Source organism: Flavobacterium phragmitis (genome assembly GCF_900112575.1).
GTDB classification, from domain to species: domain Bacteria; phylum Bacteroidota; class Bacteroidia; order Flavobacteriales; family Flavobacteriaceae; genus Flavobacterium; species Flavobacterium phragmitis.
Window position 1 is genome coordinate 43514 of sequence record NZ_FOMH01000006.1, and the last position, 19804, is coordinate 63317.

The following is a 19804-nucleotide window of genomic DNA, read 5'->3' on the forward strand; positions in this document are numbered from 1 at the left end:
TCCCCTTTATTGGGGATGGAATGTTTAATTAAAATAATATTATGGACGCATTAAGCTACAAAACAGTTTCAGCAAGTAAAGCCACTGTAACTAAAGAGTGGATTGTTGTTGACGCTGAAGGTCATAACTTAGGACGTCTTGCTTCAAAGGTTGCAATGATCTTAAGAGGTAAGTACAAACCAAGTTACACACCGCACGTTGACTGTGGAGATAACGTAATTGTTATCAACTCAGAGAAAATTAACCTTACAGGTACAAAATTGAATGACAAAATTTACATGCGTCATACAGGTTACCCAGGAGGACAAAGAACTTTAACTGCTAAAGTATTGCAAGCTAAAAACCCTGCATTATTAGTAGAAAAAGCTGTAAAAGGTATGTTACCTAAAAACAAATTAGGAGCAGAACTTTTTAGAAATCTAAATGTTGTTGTAGGAGCTGAGCACAAACACGGAGCTCAAAAACCTAGAACTGTTAACCTAAATGATCTTAAGTAATGGGAGTTATTCACAAAATCGGTAGAAGAAAAACCGCTGTTGCACGTGTATACGTTTCTGAAGGAACTGGAAACATCACTGTAAACAAAAAAGAATTCGCAACTTACTTTCCAACTGCAACTTTACAGTACAAAGTTTTACAACCGCTTTCTATGACAGAAAACGCTGGTAACTTTGACGTAAAAGTAAACGTTTACGGAGGTGGTACAACTGGTCAAGCAGAAGCTGTAAGAATGGCATTAGCACGCGTAATGTGTGAAGTTAACGCTGAAAACAGAGCTATCCTTAAACCAGAAGGTTTATTAACAAGAGACCCTAGAATGGTTGAACGTAAGAAATTCGGTCAGAAGAAAGCTCGTAAGAGATTCCAATTCTCTAAACGTTAATATTACCTGTCTTGTTCAGATCGGACAAGACATTATCAATTATTTATTGAAATTAAAAAACACAGTTATTGTTGCTCTCCTATCGAGGTAGGATATAGTTTAGCATCTAAATGTATGAAGCCAGAGAAATCGCCATTCACACATTGCTAATCAACAGAACGTAAACTAGTACAAAAATGGCAAACAAAATAGAAGTAAAAGAATTACTAGAAGCAGGTGTTCACTTCGGACACATGACTAGAAAATGGGATCCAAACATGGCTCCTTACATTTATATGGAGCGTAATGGTATTCATATCATTAACCTATATAAAACTGCAGCTAAAATTGAAGAAGCTAATGAAGCTTTGAAAAAAATCGCTGCATCAGGTAGAAAAATCTTATTCGTAGCTACCAAAAAACAAGCAAAAGACATCGTTGCTGATAAAGCAAAAGCTGCAAACATGCCTTACATCACTGAAAGATGGCCAGGTGGTATGTTGACTAACTTCGTAACTATCAGAAAGGCAGTTAAAAAAATGTCTTCTATCGATAAAATGAAGAAAGATGGTACTTTCAACACTTTATCTAAAAAAGAGCGTTTACAAGTTGATCGTCTACGTGCTAAATTAGAGAAAAACTTAGGTTCAATTGCTGATATGTCTAGACTACCTGCAGCATTGTTCGTAGTAGATATCAAAGCTGAACACATCGCAATAAAAGAAGCTCAAAAATTAAACATTCCAGTTTTCGCAATGGTTGATACGAATTCTGACCCAAGAGAGGTTGATTACGTGATTCCTGCAAATGATGACGCTTCTAAATCAATTGACAAAATTTTATCTTTAGTGACTACTGCAGTAATCGAAGGTCTTTCTGACAGAGGTGCTGAAAAAGAAGTTGAAGCTGCTGAAGAAGCTCCTGCTGTTGAAGCTGAAGCTGAAGCTCCTGCAACTGAAGAATAAATCAAATTTTAAATTCCAAATTTTAAATTCCAAAATCCAACCAGAATTAAAAACGTTATGTTGATAATTTATTAAAATTGGAGTTTGGGATTTAAAAGCTGGAATTTTTTACTTTTAAACACATTAAAACTTAAAATATTATGGCAACAATTACTGCTGCAGACGTAAATAAATTAAGACAATCTACAGGTGCCGGAATGATGGACTGTAAAAAAGCTCTAGTTGAAGCTGAAGGAGATTTCGACAAAGCGATACAAATCCTTAGAGAAAAAGGACAAAAAGTTGCTGCTAACCGTTCTGACCGTGAGTCTGCTGAAGGAGCTGCTGTTTCTTTTATCAATGCTGACAACACTAAAGGAGCTATTATCACTTTAAACTGTGAAACTGACTTCGTAGGTAAAAACGAAGCTTTCGTTGCTTTAGCTAAAGATTTAGTAGAAAGAGCTATCAATTTCTCTACAAAAGAAGAATTATTAGCTTCTGATTTCAACGGAATTACAGTTGCTGAGAAATTAATCGAGCAAACTGGAGTTATCGGTGAGAAAATCGAAATCGGTGGTTTCGAAATTTTAGAAGGTGCTTACGTTGGATCTTATGTTCACGTTAATAAAATTGCTGCTTTAACTGCAATTTCTGCTCCAGTTGCTAACGCTGAAGCTTTAACAAAAGACATCTCTATGCAAGTTGCTTCTATGGGAGCTGACACATTATCTTACAAAGATTTTGATCCTGCTTTCGTTGAATCTGAACTTGCTGCTCGTATTGCTGTAATCGAAAAAGACAATGAAGAAGCAAAACGTTTAGGAAAAACTTTAAAAAATGTTCCTAAATATATCTCTTTCTCTCAATTAACTCCTGAAGTTATCAAACAAGCTGAAGAAGATGCTAAAGCTGAATTAAAAGCTGAAGGTAAACCAGAGCAAATCTGGGACAAAATCCTTCCAGGAAAAGTGCAACGTTTCATTTCTGACAACACTACTTTAGATCAAGAGAAAGCTCTTTTAGATCAAAACTTCATCAAAGATGACAGTAAAAAAGTTGGTGATTACGTTAAAGGATTCAACGTTGAAATTACAGGTTTCAAAAGAGTTACTTTAGGTTAATATATTATTTCAATATTTAAAAAGCCCGAATATTTAGTTATTTGGGCTTTTTTATATTGATTAATTTTCAACCGGAAAATTTCTCGCACGCATCAATGCATCCGATTTTGGCGCATGCCCTCTAAAATTTTCATACATAGTTTCATTATCAACCGTATTTCCTGCACTTAAAACAACATTGTAAAGGCGTTTGGAAACCTCTTTGTCAAAAGGTCCGTTTCCTTCTAAAAACGCCTCATATGCATCGGCATTGATAACATCTGCCCATAAATAACTGTAGTATCCTGCCGCATATCCGTCACTTGAAAAAATGTGGGCAAATTGTGGAATTCTGTGTCGCATCACAATTTCAGACGGCATATTAATTTCATCCAAAATCTGCTTTTCAAATTGATGCGGATTTACTTTTTCTGTAGTCAAATGCAACTTCATATCTACAAAAGAACTTGAAATCGTTTCGACCGTTGCAAAACCTTCATTAAAATTAGCGGCCTGACCAATTCTATCTACTAAAGACTGAGATAATGGCTCATTTGTTTTATAATGAAGTGCAAACTTGTTCAGTACTTCCGGAGTTGCCAGCCAATGTTCCAACAACTGTGAAGGAAACTCCACATAATCTCTCGCTACAGAAGTTCCCGACAAACTCGGATACGTCACATTCGAACATAAACCATGCAAAGCGTGGCCAAATTCATGAAATAATGTCGTAGCATCATCCCAGGAAATTAAAACAGGATCGCTGGCATTTCCTTTTATAAAATTACAATTGTTTGAAACTATCGGAAGTACATTTCCTTTAATCTTCTGCTGATCTCTATGCGAATTCATCCAAGCTCCCGAGCGTTTGCCTACGCGCGCATAAGGATCAAAATACCAAAGCCCAATTACTTCTCCAGTATTCTTATGATTGACCTCCCAAACCCGAACATCCGAATGATAAACCGGAACATCAAATAATTGTTTAAACCCGAGATCAAACAACTCTCCTGCTGCCCAAAACATTCCTTCACGCAAATTCTCTAATTGTAGATATTGCTTAATTTCGTTCTGATCTAAATCATATTTTGCTTTACGGACTTTCTCAGCATAATAGCGATAATCCCAAGGCTGAATCTTAAAATTTCCACCTTCTTTATCCACCAATTCCTGCATAGCCGAAACATCGTTTTTTACTTTTTCAACAGCCGGTTTCCATACCGAATGCATTAAATCCAATGTTTTTTGAGGATCTTTTGCCATTTTATTAGACAAACTCCACTCAGCAAAATTATTAAATCCAAGTATTTTTGCTTTTTTAGCTCTTAATTCTAATATTGAGACAAGCGTCGCATTTGTATTATTTGAATTATCATTATCGCCTCTTTTCACAAAAATGTCAAACGCTTTTTCTCTTAAATCTCTTTGGTTAGAAAAAGTCAAAAAAGGTTCAATGGAAGATCTAGTGTTTCCAATACACGCCAAAACATTCAATTTTCTTTCCTTTGCTTCGGCAATTGCTGCATTTTTAAATTCTTCAGGAAGTCCTTCCAAATCAATTTCTGAATGCAGTTCCAAATACTGATCATTTTCTTCTGCCAGTAATTTTTGGCTAAAAAGCGTAAAAAGTCCAGCTAGTTCCTGATTAATATTGGCAACCTTCTCTTTGTCTTCTTTATTCAACTCTGCTCCTTCCCTAACAAAATCAGTATAATACAACCAAAGCAAACGCTGTTGTTCAGCGGTCAGCTTTTTACTTTCTTCGGATTTATATAATTGTTCTATTCTTAAAAACAATTTCTCGTTTTGATAGAGTTTATCACTAATTTCAGCCAATTTTGGAGACATTTCTGTATCTACCACATTAAAATCAGGACTGCTTAAATTTGATCTGTAAATTCCGTAAACTGCATGAATTCTATCTAGTTTTTCGCCTGAAAGTTCTAAAGCTTTAATAGTATTATCAAAAGTCGGTTTTTCTAAATTGTTTGCAATGGAATCAATTTCTTCCAATTTTTCCTGAATAGCAAACTCAATGGCTGGTTTAAAATCAGCTATTTTATATTTTGTAAAATCCGGCACGCCTCCATAAGGCCCTGACCATTCCTGAAGTAACGGATTAGTTTCTATTTCCATAATCAAATCATTTTATAAAATTCTTCTAAACACTTTTCTCTAAATAACAAGTGTCAGAATCTCAAAAGTAACCAATCAAATTCAAACTTCAAATGGATGTTATTTTAAAAATTTACTAATATCTGTTTTTAAAAAATAGCTTAAATTTGAAACTTCATAACCAAAACAACATGTTTAAAACCAGAAAAGAGATTGTTTTTGTAATTCTTGCAGGAATATTTATCACGAATGCTGTTGTAGCAGAGCTTATTGGAGGAAAATTAATTCAGGTTGGTCCTTTTGTAATGAGTATAGGAATTCTCCCTTGGCCAATCGTTTTTCTGACAACTGATTTAATTAATGAATATTTTGGCGAAAAAGGAGTAAAAAAGCTTTCTTTTATCACAGCCTGTTTAATTGCCTATGCTTTTCTGATTTTATTTATGGCCATTATTATTCCGGCTGCCAAAGGAATCAGTCCTGTCAATGATGATCAGTTTCAAGCTGTTTTTGGACAGAGTATGTGGATTATTGTCGGAAGTTTAATTGCTTTTATGGCATCACAGCTGATTGATGTTTGGATATTCTGGTTCTTTAAAAACAGAACAGGAGAAAAGAAAATATGGCTAAGAGCCACTGGTTCTACGGTAATTTCACAATTATTTGACTCTTTTATCGTACTTGGAATTGCTTTTTGGTTGCCTGGAAAAATTGATTTTGACACTTTTATTTCTTCAGGATTAATTGGTTATACTTTCAAATTAGCCATTGCAATTTTATTAACTCCTGCCATTTATTTGGGACATCACTTAATTAAAAAGTATTTGGAAAACGATAAGCACCATAAAAATCAGGAACAATAGAATGAAGCATTGCAAAATACTACTATCAATCATGCTGTTAAGTTTTGTAAGTTGTTCCAAAGACGTTAAAAAACAACTACTAGAAGTTACTGATAAGATTACGAATAAAATAGAAACCATTTCAGAAAGCACTGTTGAGACCGTAAATGAATATAAACAATCCATTGTAGACAAAATCACAACAACGGAAGCAACTTCTGATGTAAAACCTTTAACTGATAGCATTGCAGTAAATACAGAAGCTGAAAATGAAAAGTTCTTAGGAATTACGGCTTTTAAAAAGTTTATAGCCGACTGTAAAACAGGAGAGACTATAACGCAAAAAGAACTCATTGAAAACCACAATATTCCAGCTGATGGAATTAAATTAATAAAAAGCATTACCAAAACTGCAGAAGATGAAATTGAGGTAAAATGGAAATCGACTTGGTTTATCGAAAAGATTTCAGATGCAAAATTTAACGATGCAAAAATTAAGTTCAAGTTTGAGGCCAATAAAATCTATACTTCAGGACAAGCAATCGGAATTAAGTACAAAAAGAAAGTCTATACCGATTTAATCATCGTTGGAACAAAAGCTTACATACCGAGCGTAAAAGGTTATCACTGGAAAATTGGGAAATAAAATAACTTCAAAAAAATCATATAAGCATCGAAGTATGCACATGTAACTTTTTTTTATCACTAAAGAAAAAAGCATTCTTTTGCATTCCAAAAATAGTGTGTTAAAAAATAATTTTTGCTAAATTTAAAGTAATATTATTCTTATAATTGTATTTAATTTAAAATTGAATACATATGAGAAAGTCACTTTATTATTTTGTAGCACTTCTTTTTATTGTCTTTTTAAATAGTGCCTGCAGCGCTGATGCGGGAGCAAAAGATGACGACCTCCCAATCTGTCCTATTGCAATTCCATTAGAAGGCAAATGGCAAGCTTCTCAGAGCGGTACAGTTATAAATGGTCAGGAAGTACTTAAACCTTATGAAAACAAGGGAAATTGTGGCATTCCAACTATCGAATTTTTACCTAATACGAATTTCATAAGCACTTATTTTGATTATGATGACCAAAATTGCAGTACCAACGTTAAAAAAGGTAAATGGATTGACAGTTCAGACGACAAAGGAGTAATATTGTCTCTGTTGGTTGATGATAAAGTAATTTTACAAGCAGAAGCGTCTATTATCAACACAACTTTAAAACTTAAAAGCCAAAAGGACGGCATAACTTATATTGATGTTTTTGAACGAAAATAATAAGCGTAATGGCAACCCTTTTAACACTATAATTCAGAACCTCAAGCCATTTGGTTTGAGGTTTTTTATATATTTGAAATAAAAAAATGGAGCCAATAAGATGCAGCTGGTGCACCTCCAGTGATTTATACAAAAAATACCATGATGAAGAATGGGGCGTTCCGGTTTATGATGACCCTACTCTATTTGAATTTTTAATTTTGGAAACCTTCCAAGCGGGTTTAAGCTGGATTACGATTTTAAACAAAAGAGAAAATTTCAGGGCCGCTTTTGATTATTTCGATTATAAAAAAATAGCCAATTATTCTGAAGACAAAATCGAAGAATTAATGCAGAATACGGGAATTATCCGAAATAAATTAAAAATTAAAGCTGCGGTTTCTAATGCTCAAGCTTTTATGAAAGTTCAGGAAGAATTTGGAACTTTCTCTGATTATATTTGGAAATATACAGACGGAAAACCAATCGTAAACAATCTGAAAAATTCAAAAGATGCTCCCGCTACTACTCCACTTTCAGATGAAATCAGTAAAGATTTAAAGAAACGCGGATTCAAATTTGTCGGTTCAACCGTTGTTTACGCACACATGCAAGCCACCGGAATGGTCAATGATCATACGGAAGATTGCTTTATCCGAAAAGGAAAATAGTCGAAGTTTTCAGTCTCAGTTTTCAGTTTTTTTGAAACTTGAAATCACAGATTAAAACTGTAAACTGTGACTGAGACTGAAAACTTAAAAAAAATTCATTACATTTGCTTCACACTTTAGGGGTGTCTGCATCGCGCAGGCTGAGATTTTACCCTCTGAACCTGATCTAGTTCATACTAGCGTAGGGAAAAGTAAGATGACTTCTTGAACGCATTTCTGTGCGTTATTGTAGCCATTCCTATTGTGTATCACTATACACTAAACTTTAAAGGAATGGAACTAAAAATCAATCAACAAACCAAAAAATTCGATGCTGAATCGCTAAGCGTTCAATCATTGCTCGATCTCGAAATTCCGCACAAACAAAACGGAATTGCTGTTGCTGTTAACAATACTGTTGTTCCAAAAACCAATTGGAACGAATTCCTCATACAAGAAACCGACGAAATCCTCATTATTTCTGCCACACAGGGAGGATAAAGGTCAAAATTCCAATTTAAAAAATCTAAATTCCAATTGTGTACTGGATGTAGACGCACTGCGGTGCGTCTCTACAACAACACATAACTTATAACTCATAACTTCTTTTCTTATGACAAACGAAGAACAAATATCCAGAACCCCATTTCCCAATTCTAAAAAGGTTTATATCGATGGAGAAATTCATCCAATAAAAGTTGCGATGCGCGAAATTGCTTTGAGCGACACCAAACTTTCAAATGGCGGAGTAGAAAAAAATCCCCCAGTAACTGTTTATGATACTTCCGGACCTTACACAGATCCAAATATCGAAATTGATATTAGAAAAGGATTGCCACGCTTACGCGAAAGCTGGATTCTTGATCGAAATGATGTTGAAATTTTAGATGAAATCACTTCAGATTATGGTCAAAGCCGATTGAAAGATGAAACGCTAAATCATTTACGATTTGAATATTTGCATCAGCCTAAACGTGCCAAAAAAGGCGCCAACGTAACACAGTTATATTACGCTAAACAGGGAATTATTACTCCAGAAATGGAATACATCGCGATTCGCGAAAACCAAAGAATTGAGCTTTTAAACGAACAAACCAAAGCAATGCAATGCCAACATAACGGACAAAGTTTTGGTGCGAATACTCCAAAAAACAAAATCACTCCTGAATTTGTTCGTTCTGAAGTAGCTTGCGGAAGAGCTATTATTCCAAACAACATCAACCATCCAGAAAGTGAACCGATGATTGTGGGTCGTAATTTCCTGGTAAAAATCAATGCCAATATTGGAAATAGCGCCGTGACATCAAGCATTGAAGAGGAAGTTGAAAAAGCAGTTTGGGCTTGCCGTTGGGGAGCAGATACAATAATGGATTTATCTACAGGAAAAAACATTCATGAAACCAGAGAATGGATTATTAGAAATTCTCCTGTTCCAATTGGGACTGTTCCGATTTATCAGGCTTTGGAAAAAGTAAAAGGAATTGCCGAGGATTTAACTTGGGAAATTTTCCGTGATACTTTGATTGAACAAGCTGAACAAGGGGTTTCGTATTTCACAATTCACGCTGGAGTTTTACTTCGTTACATTCATTTAACCGCAAATCGAGTTACCGGAATCGTTTCTCGTGGCGGATCGATTATGGCAAAATGGTGTTTGTTTCATCATAAAGAAAACTTCTTATACACCCATTTTGAGGAAATCTGCGAAATCATGAAACAATATGATGTCGCTTTTTCTCTTGGAGACGGTTTACGTCCGGGGTCAATTGCCGACGCGAATGATGCAGCACAATTTGCCGAATTAGAAACTTTAGGCGAACTAACAAAAATCGCTTGGAAACACGATGTTCAGGTTTTTATTGAAGGTCCAGGACACGTCCCGATGCACATGATTAAAGAAAATATGGACAAACAATTGGAACATTGTCATGAAGCTCCTTTTTATACTCTTGGTCCTTTAACAACCGATATCGCGCCGGGTTACGATCATATTACCTCGGCAATTGGAGCCGCAATGATTGGCTGGTATGGCTGTGCCATGTTGTGTTATGTAACACCAAAAGAGCATCTGGGTTTACCAAATAAAAAAGACGTAAAAGACGGTGTGATCACCTATAAAATTTCGGCTCATGCTGCCGACTTGGCTAAAGGTCATCCGGGAGCACAATATCGTGATAATGCTTTGAGTAAAGCTCGTTTTGAATTCCGTTGGGAAGATCAGTTTAATTTGGCTTTAGATCCAGATACTGCAAGAGAATTTCATGATGAAACCCTTCCTGCTGATGGTGCAAAAGTGGCCCATTTCTGCTCGATGTGCGGACCGAAATTCTGTTCGATGAAAATATCTCAGGAAATCAGAGATGTTGCGGCAGCAGAAAAAGGAATGCAGGAGAAATCAGAGGAATTTATTGAGCAAGGGAAAGAGATTTATATTTAGTAATGTATTAAGATGAAAGTATTAAGACTTAAAATCTGCAAACTCTTAATACTTTCATCTTAATGCTTAATACTTTTTTGAAATGATTGTGATTACGAACCCTTTTTTGGTTGAAGATGAAATAGATATCCTTCATTCTTTGTTTGAAGAAGGATTGTCTTTGCTTCATATTCGGAAACCTGATTTTTCTGAATTGGAAATGGCGCAATTTATTCATCAGATCAAAGTGGAATTTCGTACTAATGTGGTTTTGCATAGTCATCATCAATTAGCAGAAGATTTTGGCATCAACCGATTTCATTTTTCCGAAAAAGAAAGAAAACGCAATCATGATTTTCCTGCAAGGTTTCCAAAACCTTGTAGGTATAAAAACGAATCTAAATCCACATCAACACATTCTATAGAAGATTTTAATTCATTAAAAAATGATTTTGATTATGCCTTCTTAAGCCCTGTTTTTAAAAGCATTTCAAAAGACAATTATCATCCTGAAAAAGATCTTTTCGAAGAAATAAAATCGCGAAAAAATCATAAAACAAAATTGGTCGCTTTAGGCGGAATTGATTCAAAAAACATTCAAGAAGTTTTAGAAAATGGCTTTGATGATGTCGCACTTTTAGGAAGTATTTGGAACAATGAAAATCCATTAAAACAATTTAAATTATGTCAAAAAATCGCCCTTTCGCACTTACAATCGCAGGTTTAGATCCGTCTGGTGGTGCTGGAATTTTGGCTGATATCAAAACATTTGAACAGCATAAAGTCGTTGGTTTTGCCATTTCAACAGCAAATACCATTCAGACCGAAAATAAATTTTATGAAATTCAATGGACTAATTTAAGTTTTGTAATTCGCTCTATTGAAACATTATTTTTAAGTTATAAAATTAGTGTTGTAAAAATTGGGATTGTTCCAACTCTTCATTATTTAAACCGGATTCTTTCAACTATAAAACTTTTATCTCCTTCGACAAAAATTGTCTGGGATCCCGTCTTAAAATCAACTACTGAATTTGATTTTTTAAATATTGAAGATCGTTCGGATTTGACTAAAATTTTATCCAAAATCGATTTGATTACTCCTAATTATAAAGAAATTGAACAATTATTTCAGGGTTTTATAAAAGATAATCTTTGGATTGAAAACGAAATTTCAACAGCCATTTTGCTGAAAGGCGGTCATAATTCAAATGAAGTCGGAAAAGATCAATTGTTTTTAAAAAATATAATAATCGACTTGTTTGCTTCAGAAAAAAATTGCACTGAAAAACATGGCTCAGGCTGTGTGCTTTCTGCAGCAATTGCTTCCAATTTAGCATTAAATCAACCTTTAGTATTGGCTTGTAAAAATGCCAAAACTTACATCGAAAAATACCTGAGTTCAACAGCAACCTTAATCGGATATCATTATGTATAGCAAACTTCAATATATCTCGCAGGGCGAAACTATCGACGAACAATTACGCAACATCCATCAGGCTCTTGATGCCGGATGTAATTGGGTACAAATGCGATTTAAAAATCAAACTGCCAAAAACGCTTATACTTTAGCAGAAGCGGTAAAATCTTTATGCGAAAAATACACAGCCAATTTTATTGTAAACGACGATTTGCATCTTACTAAAGAAATAGATGCTGACGGCGTTCATTTGGGTTTAACTGATGCCAAAATTAATGACGCGAGAATGCTTTTGGGAACTTCGAAAGTGATTGGAGGAACCGCTAATACTTTTGAAGACATTCAAAATCACGTTAAAAATGGATGTAATTATATTGGATTAGGTCCTTTTCGCTTTACTGCTACAAAAGAAAAATTAAGTCCGATTTTAGGTTTGTCGGGTTATTTTGACATTCTGCAAAAAGCAAAAAAAAATAAAATTGAAATTCCGATTTATGCTATTGGAGGCATCACATTACGCGATGTAAGTCCGTTAATGGAAACTGGAATTTTTGGAATTGCCGTTTCTGGAATCATCACAGAAAGTTTGGAAAAGAAAATACTAATTCAACAATTAAACGAAAAATTATATGCAAACGTCATTGTTTAATATTGGAGATAAAAGCTTCAAATCTCGTTTGTTTTTAGGAACGGGGAAATTTGGATCGAACAAAGAAATGGAAAGCGCGATTTTAGCTTCAGAAAGCGAATTGGTTACGGTAGCTCTTAAAAGAATAGATTTAGAAACCGATACCGATGCCATTTTATCACATTTAAAACATCCAAATATTAATTTATTGCCAAATACATCGGGAGCAAGAAATGCTAAAGAAGCCATTTTCGCTGCACAACTAGCTCGTGAAGCTCTGGAAACCAATTGGGTAAAACTGGAAATTCATCCTGATCCAAAATACTTAATGCCAGATCCTATTGAAACTTTAAAAGCAACAGAGGAATTAGCCAAATTAGGTTTCATCGTTCTTCCCTACATTCATGCCGATCCTGTTTTGTGCAAACATTTAGAAAGCGCAGGAACTTCGGCTGTAATGCCTTTGGGCTCGCCAATTGGAAGCAATAAAGGTTTGAAAACCATCGATTTCTTAGAAATTATAATTGAGCAAAGTACTGTTCCTGTTATTGTCGATGCTGGAATCGGAGCGCCTTCTGATGCTGCCAAAGCAATGGAAATTGGTGCCGATGCTGTTTTGGTAAACACTGCGATTGCCGTTGCCGGAAATCCTAAATTAATGGCTGAAGCTTTTAAGGAAGCTGTTATTGCCGGAAGAAAAGCTTTTGAAGCCCGAATTGCTAATCAGCAAAACTTTGCTTCAGCTTCTAGTCCTTTGACTTCTTTTCTTTATGAATAAATTAATTTTCTCTCGCAGATCTCGCAGATTTGGCAGATAATTTTATACTGAAACTATTAAATCTATTGATTATAACTTTTTAGCTAAACAAAAAAGACAGAATTTTCCTTATTTTTGAGTCAAAAAAAAACATGTTTGAAAATGAGATTTCGTATAAAGTTAGAGGAGCAATTTTTAAAGTATATAACACTCTTGGCCCAGGATTATTAGAATCGGTATATGAGAGTGCACTTTACTATCAATTGGAAAAAGATGGACTACGAGTAGTTAGACAAATTGATTTACCAGTTAAATATGATGATGTTTATTTAGACATAACTTTTAAGCTAGATATTTTAGTTGAGGATAAAGTAATTATAGAATTAAAATCAGTAGACGAAATAAAACCTATTCATTTTAAACAGCTAAATACTTATTTAAAATTAACTAATAAAAAACTTGGATTATTAGTCAATTTTAACTGTTCTAATATCCTTGAAAATATTCATCGTGTTGCTAATAAAATTTAATCTGCACGATCTGCCAAATCTGCGGGAAACAAAATAAAAAATGAAAACATTTAAATCTATTTTTGAGCAATATAACTGGGATGAAATTCAATCCAGAATATACCAAACCACAACAAAAGATGTCGAACGAACATTGGCCAAAACCAAATACAATCTTGATGATTTTTTGATTTTGATCTCTCCTATCGCTCAAAACTATTTAGAACAAATGGCACAAAAATGCCATGAAATCACCAAGAAACGTTTCGGAAAAACAATTCAAATGTATGCTCCGCTATATTTAAGCAATGAATGCCAAAATATTTGCACCTATTGTGGTTTTAGTTTAGACAATAAAATCAAAAGAAAAACACTTTCTGATGCTGAAATAAAACTCGAAGTTGACGCCTTAAAAAAAACTGGTTTTGATCATGTTTTACTAGTCACAGGCGAAGCGAATTATACCGTAAACATTAATTATTTCCTGAATGCAATTAATTTAATTAGAAAGGAATTTTCGATTATATCTGTTGAAGTTCAGCCTCTTTCTACTGAAGATTACGAACGTTTGCATGACGCTGGAGTTTACTCGGTTTTGGTTTATCAGGAAACATACCATCAGGAAGTTTACAAAAAGTATCATACAAAAGGAAAAAAATCAAATTTTGATTATCGACTAGAAACTCCTGACAGAATTGGAACTGCTGGAATTCACAAAATTGGTTTGGGTGTTTTACTAGGTTTGGAAGATTGGCGAACAGATAGTTTTTTCAACGCTTTGCATTTAGATTATTTGCAGAAGAAATATTGGCAGACGAAATATTCGGTTTCATTTCCGCGTCTGCGACCTGCTGAAGGCATTATCGAGCCTAATTTTATTATGGATGATAAAGATCTAACACAATTAATTTGTGCTTACCGATTGTGGAATGAAGATTTGGAAATCTCAATTTCAACTCGTGAAAACGAAAAATTCAGAAACAATATTATACCAATAGGTGTTACAAGTATGAGCGCTGGTTCCAAAACAAATCCGGGCGGTTATGTTGTTGATCCGCAATCATTGGAACAATTCGAAATCAGCGACGAGCGCTCAGCAGAAGAAATTTCAAAAATCATAAAAAACGCAGGCTACGAACCCGTTTGGAAAGATTGGGACAAGAGTTTTGTGTAATAAATTCCAATATTAAAATTCCAAATTCCAACCTCAATCTAAAATCTACAATCAACAATCTAAAATTTCAAGATGAACATTATACAAGAATTCCTTCGTTACAACAGGCAAACTATGCTTCCTGAAATTGGAGACGAAGGTCAGGAAAAATTAAAAAAAGCTAAAGTTTTAGTAATTGGAGCTGGTGGTTTGGGCTGTCCAATTTTACAATATATTGCTACTGCTGGAGTAGGTTTTATCGGAATTATGGATTTTGATACTATTGAAATTCACAATCTTCACCGACAGATTTTATATACCGAAAATGAAATTGGCGAACAAAAAGCAATTGTTGCACAAAAAGTAGTTTCAAAATTAAATCCGTTGATTGAAGCTGTTGCCATTAATGAAAAATTAACTGCTGAAAATGCATCGAAAATTATAGAGCAGTTTGATATTATTGTCGATGGTTCTGATAATTTTTCGACACGTTATTTAGTGAACGATACTTGTGTGAAACTAAAGAAAACTTTGGTTTACGGAAGCATTTTAAAGTTCGAAGGACAAATTGCAGTTTTCAATCATAATGGAAGTAAAAATCTCCGCGATTTGTTTCCAGAAATGCCAGATCCAAAAGATGTTCCAAATTGTAATTTGAACGGCGTTTTAGGAACTTTGCCTGGAATTATCGGGAACATGATGGCACACGAAACACTAAAATTGATTTTAGAATTACCTTCTTTAAAAAATGAAATTATAATTTTTAATACGCTGAATTGGAATTTTACAAAGCTGAATTTCTAAAAAACAACCTCATCACCAACAGCAATAATTCCTGAATTCAAACTCACAATATTAGTTCCAAATAAAACCGAATTATCGACATTTCTGTATTTGCTGAGAGTTTTTAAAGGTTCTTTTTTTAAACGCCCATTTTCCGGATCATTGTTCACCATAACACATCTTCCGCAAGGTTTTATGTTTTTAAATTGAACTTCTCCTATCGAAAAAGTCTTAAAATCATCTTCTTCATGAGGATTTTCAGTGCTTACTACTAGGTTTGGGCGAAATCTTTTTATGGTAATTTTTTCATCCAATTTATCATTCAAAAAATCAAGGCTTTCTGTTCCGATCAATAAATACGGATAACCATCTGCCAAACTCACATTGAAGGTTTCTTTTAATCTAGAGCTTTCATGTTTACGGGCTCCGTTATTAAGTATTTTGACCAATTTACATTCAAAACCCAAATGCAGGCTGAACCATTTTGAAGTTTCCTGATTTACCTCAACCACTTTGCTTTTATCATCCCAGACATTTACTTCAAGTGTATCGTCCAAAGATTCATCAATAGAAAATTCATGTTTTTGATTCTGAAAAGTAATGTTGATTTTTCCATCTAAAATCTGTGGATAAAACTGACTCATGATTCGATGTTCTCTCTGTGTCAGCATTTGATTTTCAGCATCAATCAACATCCATCTGCGGTCGTTTACAAATCCCATTTCTTCCGCCTTAGCAGATTGAAGACTAATTCCGGCAAGGCTTTTAATTGGATAAATATAAATTTCTGTTACAACATGAACTTTACTCATCTTATTTACTGCTTAAAATAGACATAAACTCTTCGCGATCAATTTCACGACAGCCCAAACTGTCTAAATGAGGGTTATAAACTTGACAATCCAGCAATTTATAGTTTTCTTTTCTTAGATGATTTACCAAAGATATAAAACCTACTTTTGAAGCATTGGACACTTTAGAAAACATACTTTCACCGCAAAAAATATGGCCCAGATCAATTCCGTACAGACCTCCTACCAAAACCTCATCCTGCCAAACCTCAACCGATTTTGCAATTCCTTGATTATGGAGTTCACAGTAGGATTCCACTATTTCATCTGAAATCCATGTTCCATCCTGGCCATCTCTTAATATCTGCTGGCAATTTAAAATTACTTCCCTAAAACGTGTATTAAAGGTAACAGTAAAAATATTGCGGTTCAAAATGTTACGCATACTTTTGGAAACATTCAGTTCATCTAGAAACAAAACCATACGCGGATCTGGAGCCCACCACAGAATAGATTCTCCTTCATTAAACCAAGGAAAAATACCTCTTTTATAAGCCAGTTTTAATCGTTCGGGACTTAAATCACCGCCCACTGCCAATATGCCTTCTTCATCAGCTTCTGTGACTGGAGGGAAATATAAATTATCAAATAAAAAATACATCTTTTAAAATATTCAATTTTAAAAATTCCAAATTCCAACTTTCACAATCTTCTCATTTCTACGGAGGATAAATCACACTCGAGACTCACCAAAGATTGTCGATTTAGTTTGTGGAATTACTTGTGTGATTTCTCCTTTCAGTCGAAATGACAAATAATCCGCAACTTCTTATTTCTGTAAAAAGCTCAAAAACAAAATTCCAAATTCCAAATTCAGTTATATGAATTGGAATTTGGAATTTATGATATTGGAATTTAAACCTTTTTAGAACGGTAAATCGTCTGGTTCGTCGTCACTTACATTTGTTGCTGGAGCAAAAGTTTCTGCTGTTGGCATTGGCGGTGCTTGTGTAGGCGCAGCGTCTGCTAATCTTTCGATTCTCCAACCTTGAATACTATTAAAATATCTAGTTTCTCCTTGTGGGTTAACCCATTCTCTTCCTCTTAAATTGATAGAAACTTTTACTGCCTCTCCCTGTTTATAGCTACTCAACAAATCGCATTTATCTTGCGTAAATTCGATTAAAATATGTTGTGGATATTGTTCCTCAGTTGTAACAACTAATTCTCTTTTTTTGAATGAGGCACTAACTTGCTGCTCTGGGTTAACCACTTTTACTTTTCCTGTAACTTCCATCTTCGTCTATATTAATTATTGTTTCTATTTCTTTTATTTTTTGGCTAAAAGCACTTTCCAAGCCGATTCTACGTCTCCTTTATCCAAATACTTTTTGGCCTCCAAGTGTACTTTTTTCTGGTCATCAGAGCTTAAAACTCCTTTGACTGCAAAATTTTCTTTCACAAATATACTAACTTCTTCTTTTGTAGGCAAGGCTTCGATGTTCCCAAGTTTTCCCAAATCATTCCCGTCAAAAACAGGACTTTCTTTTACAAAATCCGGTATCGCATCTACTCCTACTCCCAGTGTTGTCAAGGGTTTTGCCACTTCAAAAAGGCCTTGATTCGATCTTGAATACCAGTTATTTCCTAATCGCGAAACCAAATCAATTTTATGCTGATCGATTGCTCCGTTCTCATCCAGAATTGATTCGTGAATGTGAATTTTTACTACTTCACATAAAATCAAATTTCCAGCTCCGCCTTCTTCTCCTAACGGAATAATCTGCGTTACCTTGCATTCAAACTGAACCGGAGATTCTTTTACTCGATACGGTTTTACTAAATCTGAAGGAATCTGAGTTAATCCCGCTTTTATAAATTCATTTACTCCGTCTCCATATTCTGTACTCGCTAAAGAAGTTTGCTGTACTAAATCAAAATTAACCACATTAATTACCACTTCTCTAGTTGCTTCGGCGTTAATTAAAGTATGTTTTATGGTATTATCTCGAACGCGTCTTGATGGCGAAAAAACCAAAATCGGCGGATTGGCACTAAACACATTAAAGAAACTAAACGGAGAAAGATTCGGAATTCCTTTTTCGCTGATTGTACTGGCAAAAGCAATTGGTCTTGGACCTATCGAACTCTGCAGATAGCCCTGCAACTTGGCCGTTGGTATCTCTTTTGGGTTAATGCTGATCATACTTTTTGATTTAAACCAAATCTCATTTTGGTACCTGCAAAAGTATTGAAATCGTTTAATTATGAAAAATAGTTTTGAAGATAAAACAAAAAAACTTTCGGCTTCAGCAAAATATAGAATAGGTATATTTCGTTATATTTATACCACAAAAAAATGAATATGTCTTTTTCTGAAAGAACAAATACAACGCGCTGGATTATAATTTCTATTTGCTTTTTAATCATTTCTCTAATTCTTTGGAATACTTATACTTTCTTCCAAATTTTTAAGAATGAGGAACGTTTGAAGATGAAACTTTTCGTAAATGCGCAGATTACAATTTTGAATGCCAACGAAAATACCGACGTAGAATTACCGCTTCAAATTATCAATAACAACACTTCTATTCCGGCTGTAGTAATATTGTTTGATAAAGTAGTCAGTGCCACAAATGTGCCTGATGAAATTCTTAAAAACAAGAAAAAAAGAAACTCCTATTTGAATAGATTGAGAAATGAAAATGAACCAATCACTTTTGAATATGCTCCAGGAAAATACCAAACCTTATATTACGGAAATTCAGGATTACTGAATAAACTTAAATACTACCCAATTGCCTTATTTCTAATTATTGTTTTGTGTGTTGCTTTGATTTATAATTTTTACAAAAGCACCAAAATGGCTACTCAGAATAAACTTTGGGCGGGAATGGCAAAAGAAACAGCGCATCAAATCGGGACGCCTTTATCATCTTTAATTGGCTGGGTTGAAATATTAAAAACGGAAGATATTGATCCGTCCATTAGTCTTGAAATCGAAAAAGATATTGAACGTCTGCAAACTATTACCGATCGTTTTTCTAAAATTGGCTCAATCCCTGTTTTGGAACCCCGCAATATTATAGAAGAAACCAAAAATGCCTACGAATATCTTCAATCCCGTTTTTCTAAACAGGTTGAGTTTTCATTTAAAGCACCACAAGAACCTATTTATGTCATGATAAATCCAACATTGCATAGCTGGACTATCGAAAATCTGGTCAAAAATGCCATTGATGCCATGAAAGGAAGAGGAACTCTGGATCTTCAAATTGAACAGGATGCTTTCAATATTAAAATCAATATAAAAGATTCTGGAACAGGAATTTTGAAAAAGCAGTTTAAAACGATTTTTGAACCTGGTTTTACTACCAAAAAACGTGGTTGGGGACTTGGTCTTTCTTTAACTAAAAGAATTGTCGAAGAATATCATAATGGAAAAATCAAAGTTTTGAGTTCTGAAATTGGAAAAGGAACTACTTTTCAAATTTCATTAAATAAAAAAGTGCAGTAAAGATTACTGCACTTTTCGTTATTTTTTTGTCTGACTAATCGAAATCTCTTCAACT

At 34.4% G+C, this 19804-nt stretch carries 23 protein-coding genes and 1 riboswitch; of the genes, 18 read left to right on the plus strand and 5 right to left on the minus strand.

The window, feature by feature from the left end; genetic code table 11:
* The first annotated feature begins 41 nt into the window (after positions 1 to 41).
* The 4 genes from rplM (at position 42) to tsf (ending at position 2930) form a co-directional block, all read left to right on the plus strand.
* Entirely contained in the window at positions 42 to 497 is a 456-nt protein-coding gene (gene rplM / locus BM289_RS11730) for a 50S ribosomal protein L13 (protein WP_091493496.1), read from the plus strand.
* Complete coding sequence (rpsI, locus tag BM289_RS11735) at positions 497 to 883, plus strand: 30S ribosomal protein S9 (protein ID WP_026728618.1); 387 nt, start codon at positions 497 to 499, stop codon at positions 881 to 883. Before rplM ends, rpsI begins: the two co-directional genes overlap by 1 nt.
* Before the next feature lie 176 nt (positions 884 to 1059).
* On the plus strand, positions 1060 to 1827 hold the full coding sequence (gene rpsB / locus BM289_RS11740) for a 30S ribosomal protein S2 (RefSeq protein WP_091493499.1): 768 nt from the start codon (positions 1060 to 1062) through the stop codon (positions 1825 to 1827).
* A 140-nt stretch (positions 1828 to 1967) separates the two neighbouring features.
* On the plus strand, positions 1968 to 2930 hold the full coding sequence (gene tsf, locus BM289_RS11745) for a translation elongation factor Ts (RefSeq protein ID WP_091493501.1): 963 nt from the start codon (positions 1968 to 1970) through the stop codon (positions 2928 to 2930).
* 60 nt (positions 2931 to 2990) lie between these two features.
* Here the strand turns inward: tsf and BM289_RS11750 are convergent, their stop codons facing one another.
* Entirely contained in the window at positions 2991 to 5045 is a 2055-nt protein-coding gene (locus BM289_RS11750) for a M3 family metallopeptidase (RefSeq protein WP_091493504.1), read from the minus strand.
* Between the two features lie 170 nt (positions 5046 to 5215).
* Here BM289_RS11750 and BM289_RS11755 point away from each other — a divergent pair, with 170 nt between their 5' ends.
* The 13 genes from BM289_RS11755 to BM289_RS11815 all read left to right on the plus strand — a co-directional run bounded on the left by BM289_RS11755 (position 5216) and on the right by BM289_RS11815 (position 15462).
* On the plus strand, positions 5216 to 5887 hold the full coding sequence (locus BM289_RS11755; protein WP_091493507.1) for a queuosine precursor transporter: 672 nt from the start codon (positions 5216 to 5218) through the stop codon (positions 5885 to 5887).
* Between the two features lie 31 nt (positions 5888 to 5918).
* The gene (locus tag BM289_RS11760; protein WP_091493509.1) at positions 5919 to 6512 is read left to right on the plus strand and encodes a hypothetical protein; all 594 of its coding nucleotides are present in this window, start codon (positions 5919 to 5921) and stop codon (positions 6510 to 6512) included.
* A gap of 173 nt (positions 6513 to 6685) precedes the next feature.
* Positions 6686 to 7147 carry a hypothetical protein gene (locus BM289_RS11765; protein WP_091493512.1) on the plus strand — a complete coding sequence of 154 codons (462 nt, stop codon included), beginning with the start codon at positions 6686 to 6688 and terminating at the stop codon, positions 7145 to 7147.
* 86 nt (positions 7148 to 7233) lie between these two features.
* Positions 7234 to 7797 carry a DNA-3-methyladenine glycosylase I gene (locus BM289_RS11770; protein ID WP_091493514.1) on the plus strand — a complete coding sequence of 188 codons (564 nt, stop codon included), beginning with the start codon at positions 7234 to 7236 and terminating at the stop codon, positions 7795 to 7797.
* 108 nt (positions 7798 to 7905) lie between these two features.
* A riboswitch (TPP riboswitch) is annotated at positions 7906 to 8002 on the plus strand.
* Positions 8003 to 8070: 68 nt separating this feature from the next.
* Positions 8071 to 8277: a sulfur carrier protein ThiS gene (gene thiS / locus BM289_RS11775; RefSeq protein ID WP_091493517.1), complete on the plus strand. Its 207-nt coding sequence runs from the start codon at positions 8071 to 8073 to the stop codon at positions 8275 to 8277.
* A 112-nt stretch (positions 8278 to 8389) separates the two neighbouring features.
* Positions 8390 to 10213 carry a phosphomethylpyrimidine synthase ThiC gene (gene thiC, locus BM289_RS11780; RefSeq protein WP_091493520.1) on the plus strand — a complete coding sequence of 608 codons (1824 nt, stop codon included), beginning with the start codon at positions 8390 to 8392 and terminating at the stop codon, positions 10211 to 10213.
* A gap of 82 nt (positions 10214 to 10295) precedes the next feature.
* Positions 10296 to 10919 (plus strand): thiamine phosphate synthase, encoded by a 624-nt coding sequence (locus tag BM289_RS11785; protein ID WP_091493522.1) that lies wholly within the window; start codon positions 10296 to 10298, stop codon positions 10917 to 10919.
* Complete coding sequence (locus BM289_RS11790; protein ID WP_091493526.1) at positions 10877 to 11629, plus strand: hydroxymethylpyrimidine/phosphomethylpyrimidine kinase; 753 nt, start codon at positions 10877 to 10879, stop codon at positions 11627 to 11629. Before BM289_RS11785 ends, BM289_RS11790 begins: the two co-directional genes overlap by 43 nt.
* Positions 11622 to 12260 (plus strand): thiamine phosphate synthase, encoded by a 639-nt coding sequence (locus BM289_RS11795; protein WP_091493529.1) that lies wholly within the window; start codon positions 11622 to 11624, stop codon positions 12258 to 12260. The genes BM289_RS11790 and BM289_RS11795 overlap by 8 nt, the downstream gene beginning before the upstream one ends.
* Positions 12241 to 13017 (plus strand): thiazole synthase, encoded by a 777-nt coding sequence (locus BM289_RS11800; protein ID WP_091493531.1) that lies wholly within the window; start codon positions 12241 to 12243, stop codon positions 13015 to 13017. Before BM289_RS11795 ends, BM289_RS11800 begins: the two co-directional genes overlap by 20 nt.
* Before the next feature lie 131 nt (positions 13018 to 13148).
* Positions 13149 to 13526 (plus strand): GxxExxY protein, encoded by a 378-nt coding sequence (locus BM289_RS11805; RefSeq protein ID WP_091493534.1) that lies wholly within the window; start codon positions 13149 to 13151, stop codon positions 13524 to 13526.
* Positions 13527 to 13566: 40 nt separating this feature from the next.
* On the plus strand, positions 13567 to 14679 hold the full coding sequence (gene thiH / locus BM289_RS11810; RefSeq protein ID WP_091493537.1) for a 2-iminoacetate synthase ThiH: 1113 nt from the start codon (positions 13567 to 13569) through the stop codon (positions 14677 to 14679).
* Positions 14680 to 14751: 72 nt separating this feature from the next.
* Positions 14752 to 15462, plus strand: coding sequence for a HesA/MoeB/ThiF family protein (locus tag BM289_RS11815; protein ID WP_091493540.1), 711 nt, complete (start codon positions 14752 to 14754; stop codon positions 15460 to 15462).
* On the opposite strand, the gene BM289_RS11820 is transcribed toward BM289_RS11815, so the two are convergent.
* From BM289_RS11820 to BM289_RS11835, 4 genes are all read right to left on the minus strand, one after another.
* Entirely contained in the window at positions 15459 to 16253 is a 795-nt protein-coding gene (locus BM289_RS11820) for an MOSC domain-containing protein (RefSeq protein ID WP_091493542.1), read from the minus strand. The two genes, BM289_RS11815 and BM289_RS11820, sit on opposite strands and share 4 nt — an antisense overlap.
* A 1-nt stretch (position 16254) precedes the next feature.
* Complete coding sequence (aat, locus tag BM289_RS11825; RefSeq protein ID WP_091493545.1) at positions 16255 to 16893, minus strand: leucyl/phenylalanyl-tRNA--protein transferase; 639 nt, start codon at positions 16891 to 16893, stop codon at positions 16255 to 16257.
* 264 nt (positions 16894 to 17157) lie between these two features.
* On the minus strand, positions 17158 to 17529 hold the full coding sequence (locus BM289_RS11830; RefSeq protein ID WP_091493548.1) for a DUF3127 domain-containing protein: 372 nt from the start codon (positions 17527 to 17529) through the stop codon (positions 17158 to 17160).
* Between the two features lie 33 nt (positions 17530 to 17562).
* Positions 17563 to 18438: a flavin reductase family protein gene (locus tag BM289_RS11835; RefSeq protein ID WP_091493550.1), complete on the minus strand. Its 876-nt coding sequence runs from the start codon at positions 18436 to 18438 to the stop codon at positions 17563 to 17565.
* 159 nt (positions 18439 to 18597) lie between these two features.
* Between BM289_RS11835 and BM289_RS11840 the strand changes: the two genes are divergently transcribed.
* Entirely contained in the window at positions 18598 to 19749 is a 1152-nt protein-coding gene (locus tag BM289_RS11840) for a sensor histidine kinase (protein WP_091493553.1), read from the plus strand.
* Positions 19750 to 19804 lie beyond the last annotated feature (55 nt).

Bases quoted from the DNA above. Each gene is read 5' to 3' on its own strand.
- BM289_RS11835 (WP_091493550.1), bottom strand. From the start codon at position 18,438: ATGATCAGCATTAACCCAAAAGAGATACCAACGGCCAAGTTGCAGGGC.
- thiS (WP_091493517.1), top strand. From the start codon at position 8,071: ATGGAACTAAAAATCAATCAACAAACCAAAAAATTCGATGCTGAATCG.
- rplM (WP_091493496.1), top strand. From the start codon at position 42: ATGGACGCATTAAGCTACAAAACAGTTTCAGCAAGTAAAGCCACTGTA.
- BM289_RS11765 (WP_091493512.1), top strand. From the start codon at position 6,686: ATGAGAAAGTCACTTTATTATTTTGTAGCACTTCTTTTTATTGTCTTT.
- BM289_RS11830 (WP_091493548.1), bottom strand. From the start codon at position 17,529: ATGGAAGTTACAGGAAAAGTAAAAGTGGTTAACCCAGAGCAGCAAGTT.
- thiH (WP_091493537.1), top strand. From the start codon at position 13,567: ATGAAAACATTTAAATCTATTTTTGAGCAATATAACTGGGATGAAATT.
- BM289_RS11805 (WP_091493534.1), top strand. From the start codon at position 13,149: ATGTTTGAAAATGAGATTTCGTATAAAGTTAGAGGAGCAATTTTTAAA.
- BM289_RS11750 (WP_091493504.1), bottom strand. From the start codon at position 5,045: ATGGAAATAGAAACTAATCCGTTACTTCAGGAATGGTCAGGGCCTTAT.
- BM289_RS11770 (WP_091493514.1), top strand. From the start codon at position 7,234: ATGGAGCCAATAAGATGCAGCTGGTGCACCTCCAGTGATTTATACAAA.
- BM289_RS11755 (WP_091493507.1), top strand. From the start codon at position 5,216: ATGTTTAAAACCAGAAAAGAGATTGTTTTTGTAATTCTTGCAGGAATA.
- BM289_RS11760 (WP_091493509.1), top strand. From the start codon at position 5,919: ATGCTGTTAAGTTTTGTAAGTTGTTCCAAAGACGTTAAAAAACAACTA.
- BM289_RS11790 (WP_091493526.1), top strand. From the start codon at position 10,877: ATGTCAAAAAATCGCCCTTTCGCACTTACAATCGCAGGTTTAGATCCG.
- BM289_RS11795 (WP_091493529.1), top strand. From the start codon at position 11,622: ATGTATAGCAAACTTCAATATATCTCGCAGGGCGAAACTATCGACGAA.
- BM289_RS11800 (WP_091493531.1), top strand. From the start codon at position 12,241: ATGCAAACGTCATTGTTTAATATTGGAGATAAAAGCTTCAAATCTCGT.
- BM289_RS11785 (WP_091493522.1), top strand. From the start codon at position 10,296: ATGATTGTGATTACGAACCCTTTTTTGGTTGAAGATGAAATAGATATC.
- BM289_RS11820 (WP_091493542.1), bottom strand. From the start codon at position 16,253: ATGAGTAAAGTTCATGTTGTAACAGAAATTTATATTTATCCAATTAAA.
- aat (WP_091493545.1), bottom strand. From the start codon at position 16,893: ATGTATTTTTTATTTGATAATTTATATTTCCCTCCAGTCACAGAAGCT.
- BM289_RS11840 (WP_091493553.1), top strand. From the start codon at position 18,598: ATGTCTTTTTCTGAAAGAACAAATACAACGCGCTGGATTATAATTTCT.
- thiC (WP_091493520.1), top strand. From the start codon at position 8,390: ATGACAAACGAAGAACAAATATCCAGAACCCCATTTCCCAATTCTAAA.
- BM289_RS11815 (WP_091493540.1), top strand. From the start codon at position 14,752: ATGAACATTATACAAGAATTCCTTCGTTACAACAGGCAAACTATGCTT.
- tsf (WP_091493501.1), top strand. From the start codon at position 1,968: ATGGCAACAATTACTGCTGCAGACGTAAATAAATTAAGACAATCTACA.
- rpsI (WP_026728618.1), top strand. From the start codon at position 497: ATGGGAGTTATTCACAAAATCGGTAGAAGAAAAACCGCTGTTGCACGT.
- rpsB (WP_091493499.1), top strand. From the start codon at position 1,060: ATGGCAAACAAAATAGAAGTAAAAGAATTACTAGAAGCAGGTGTTCAC.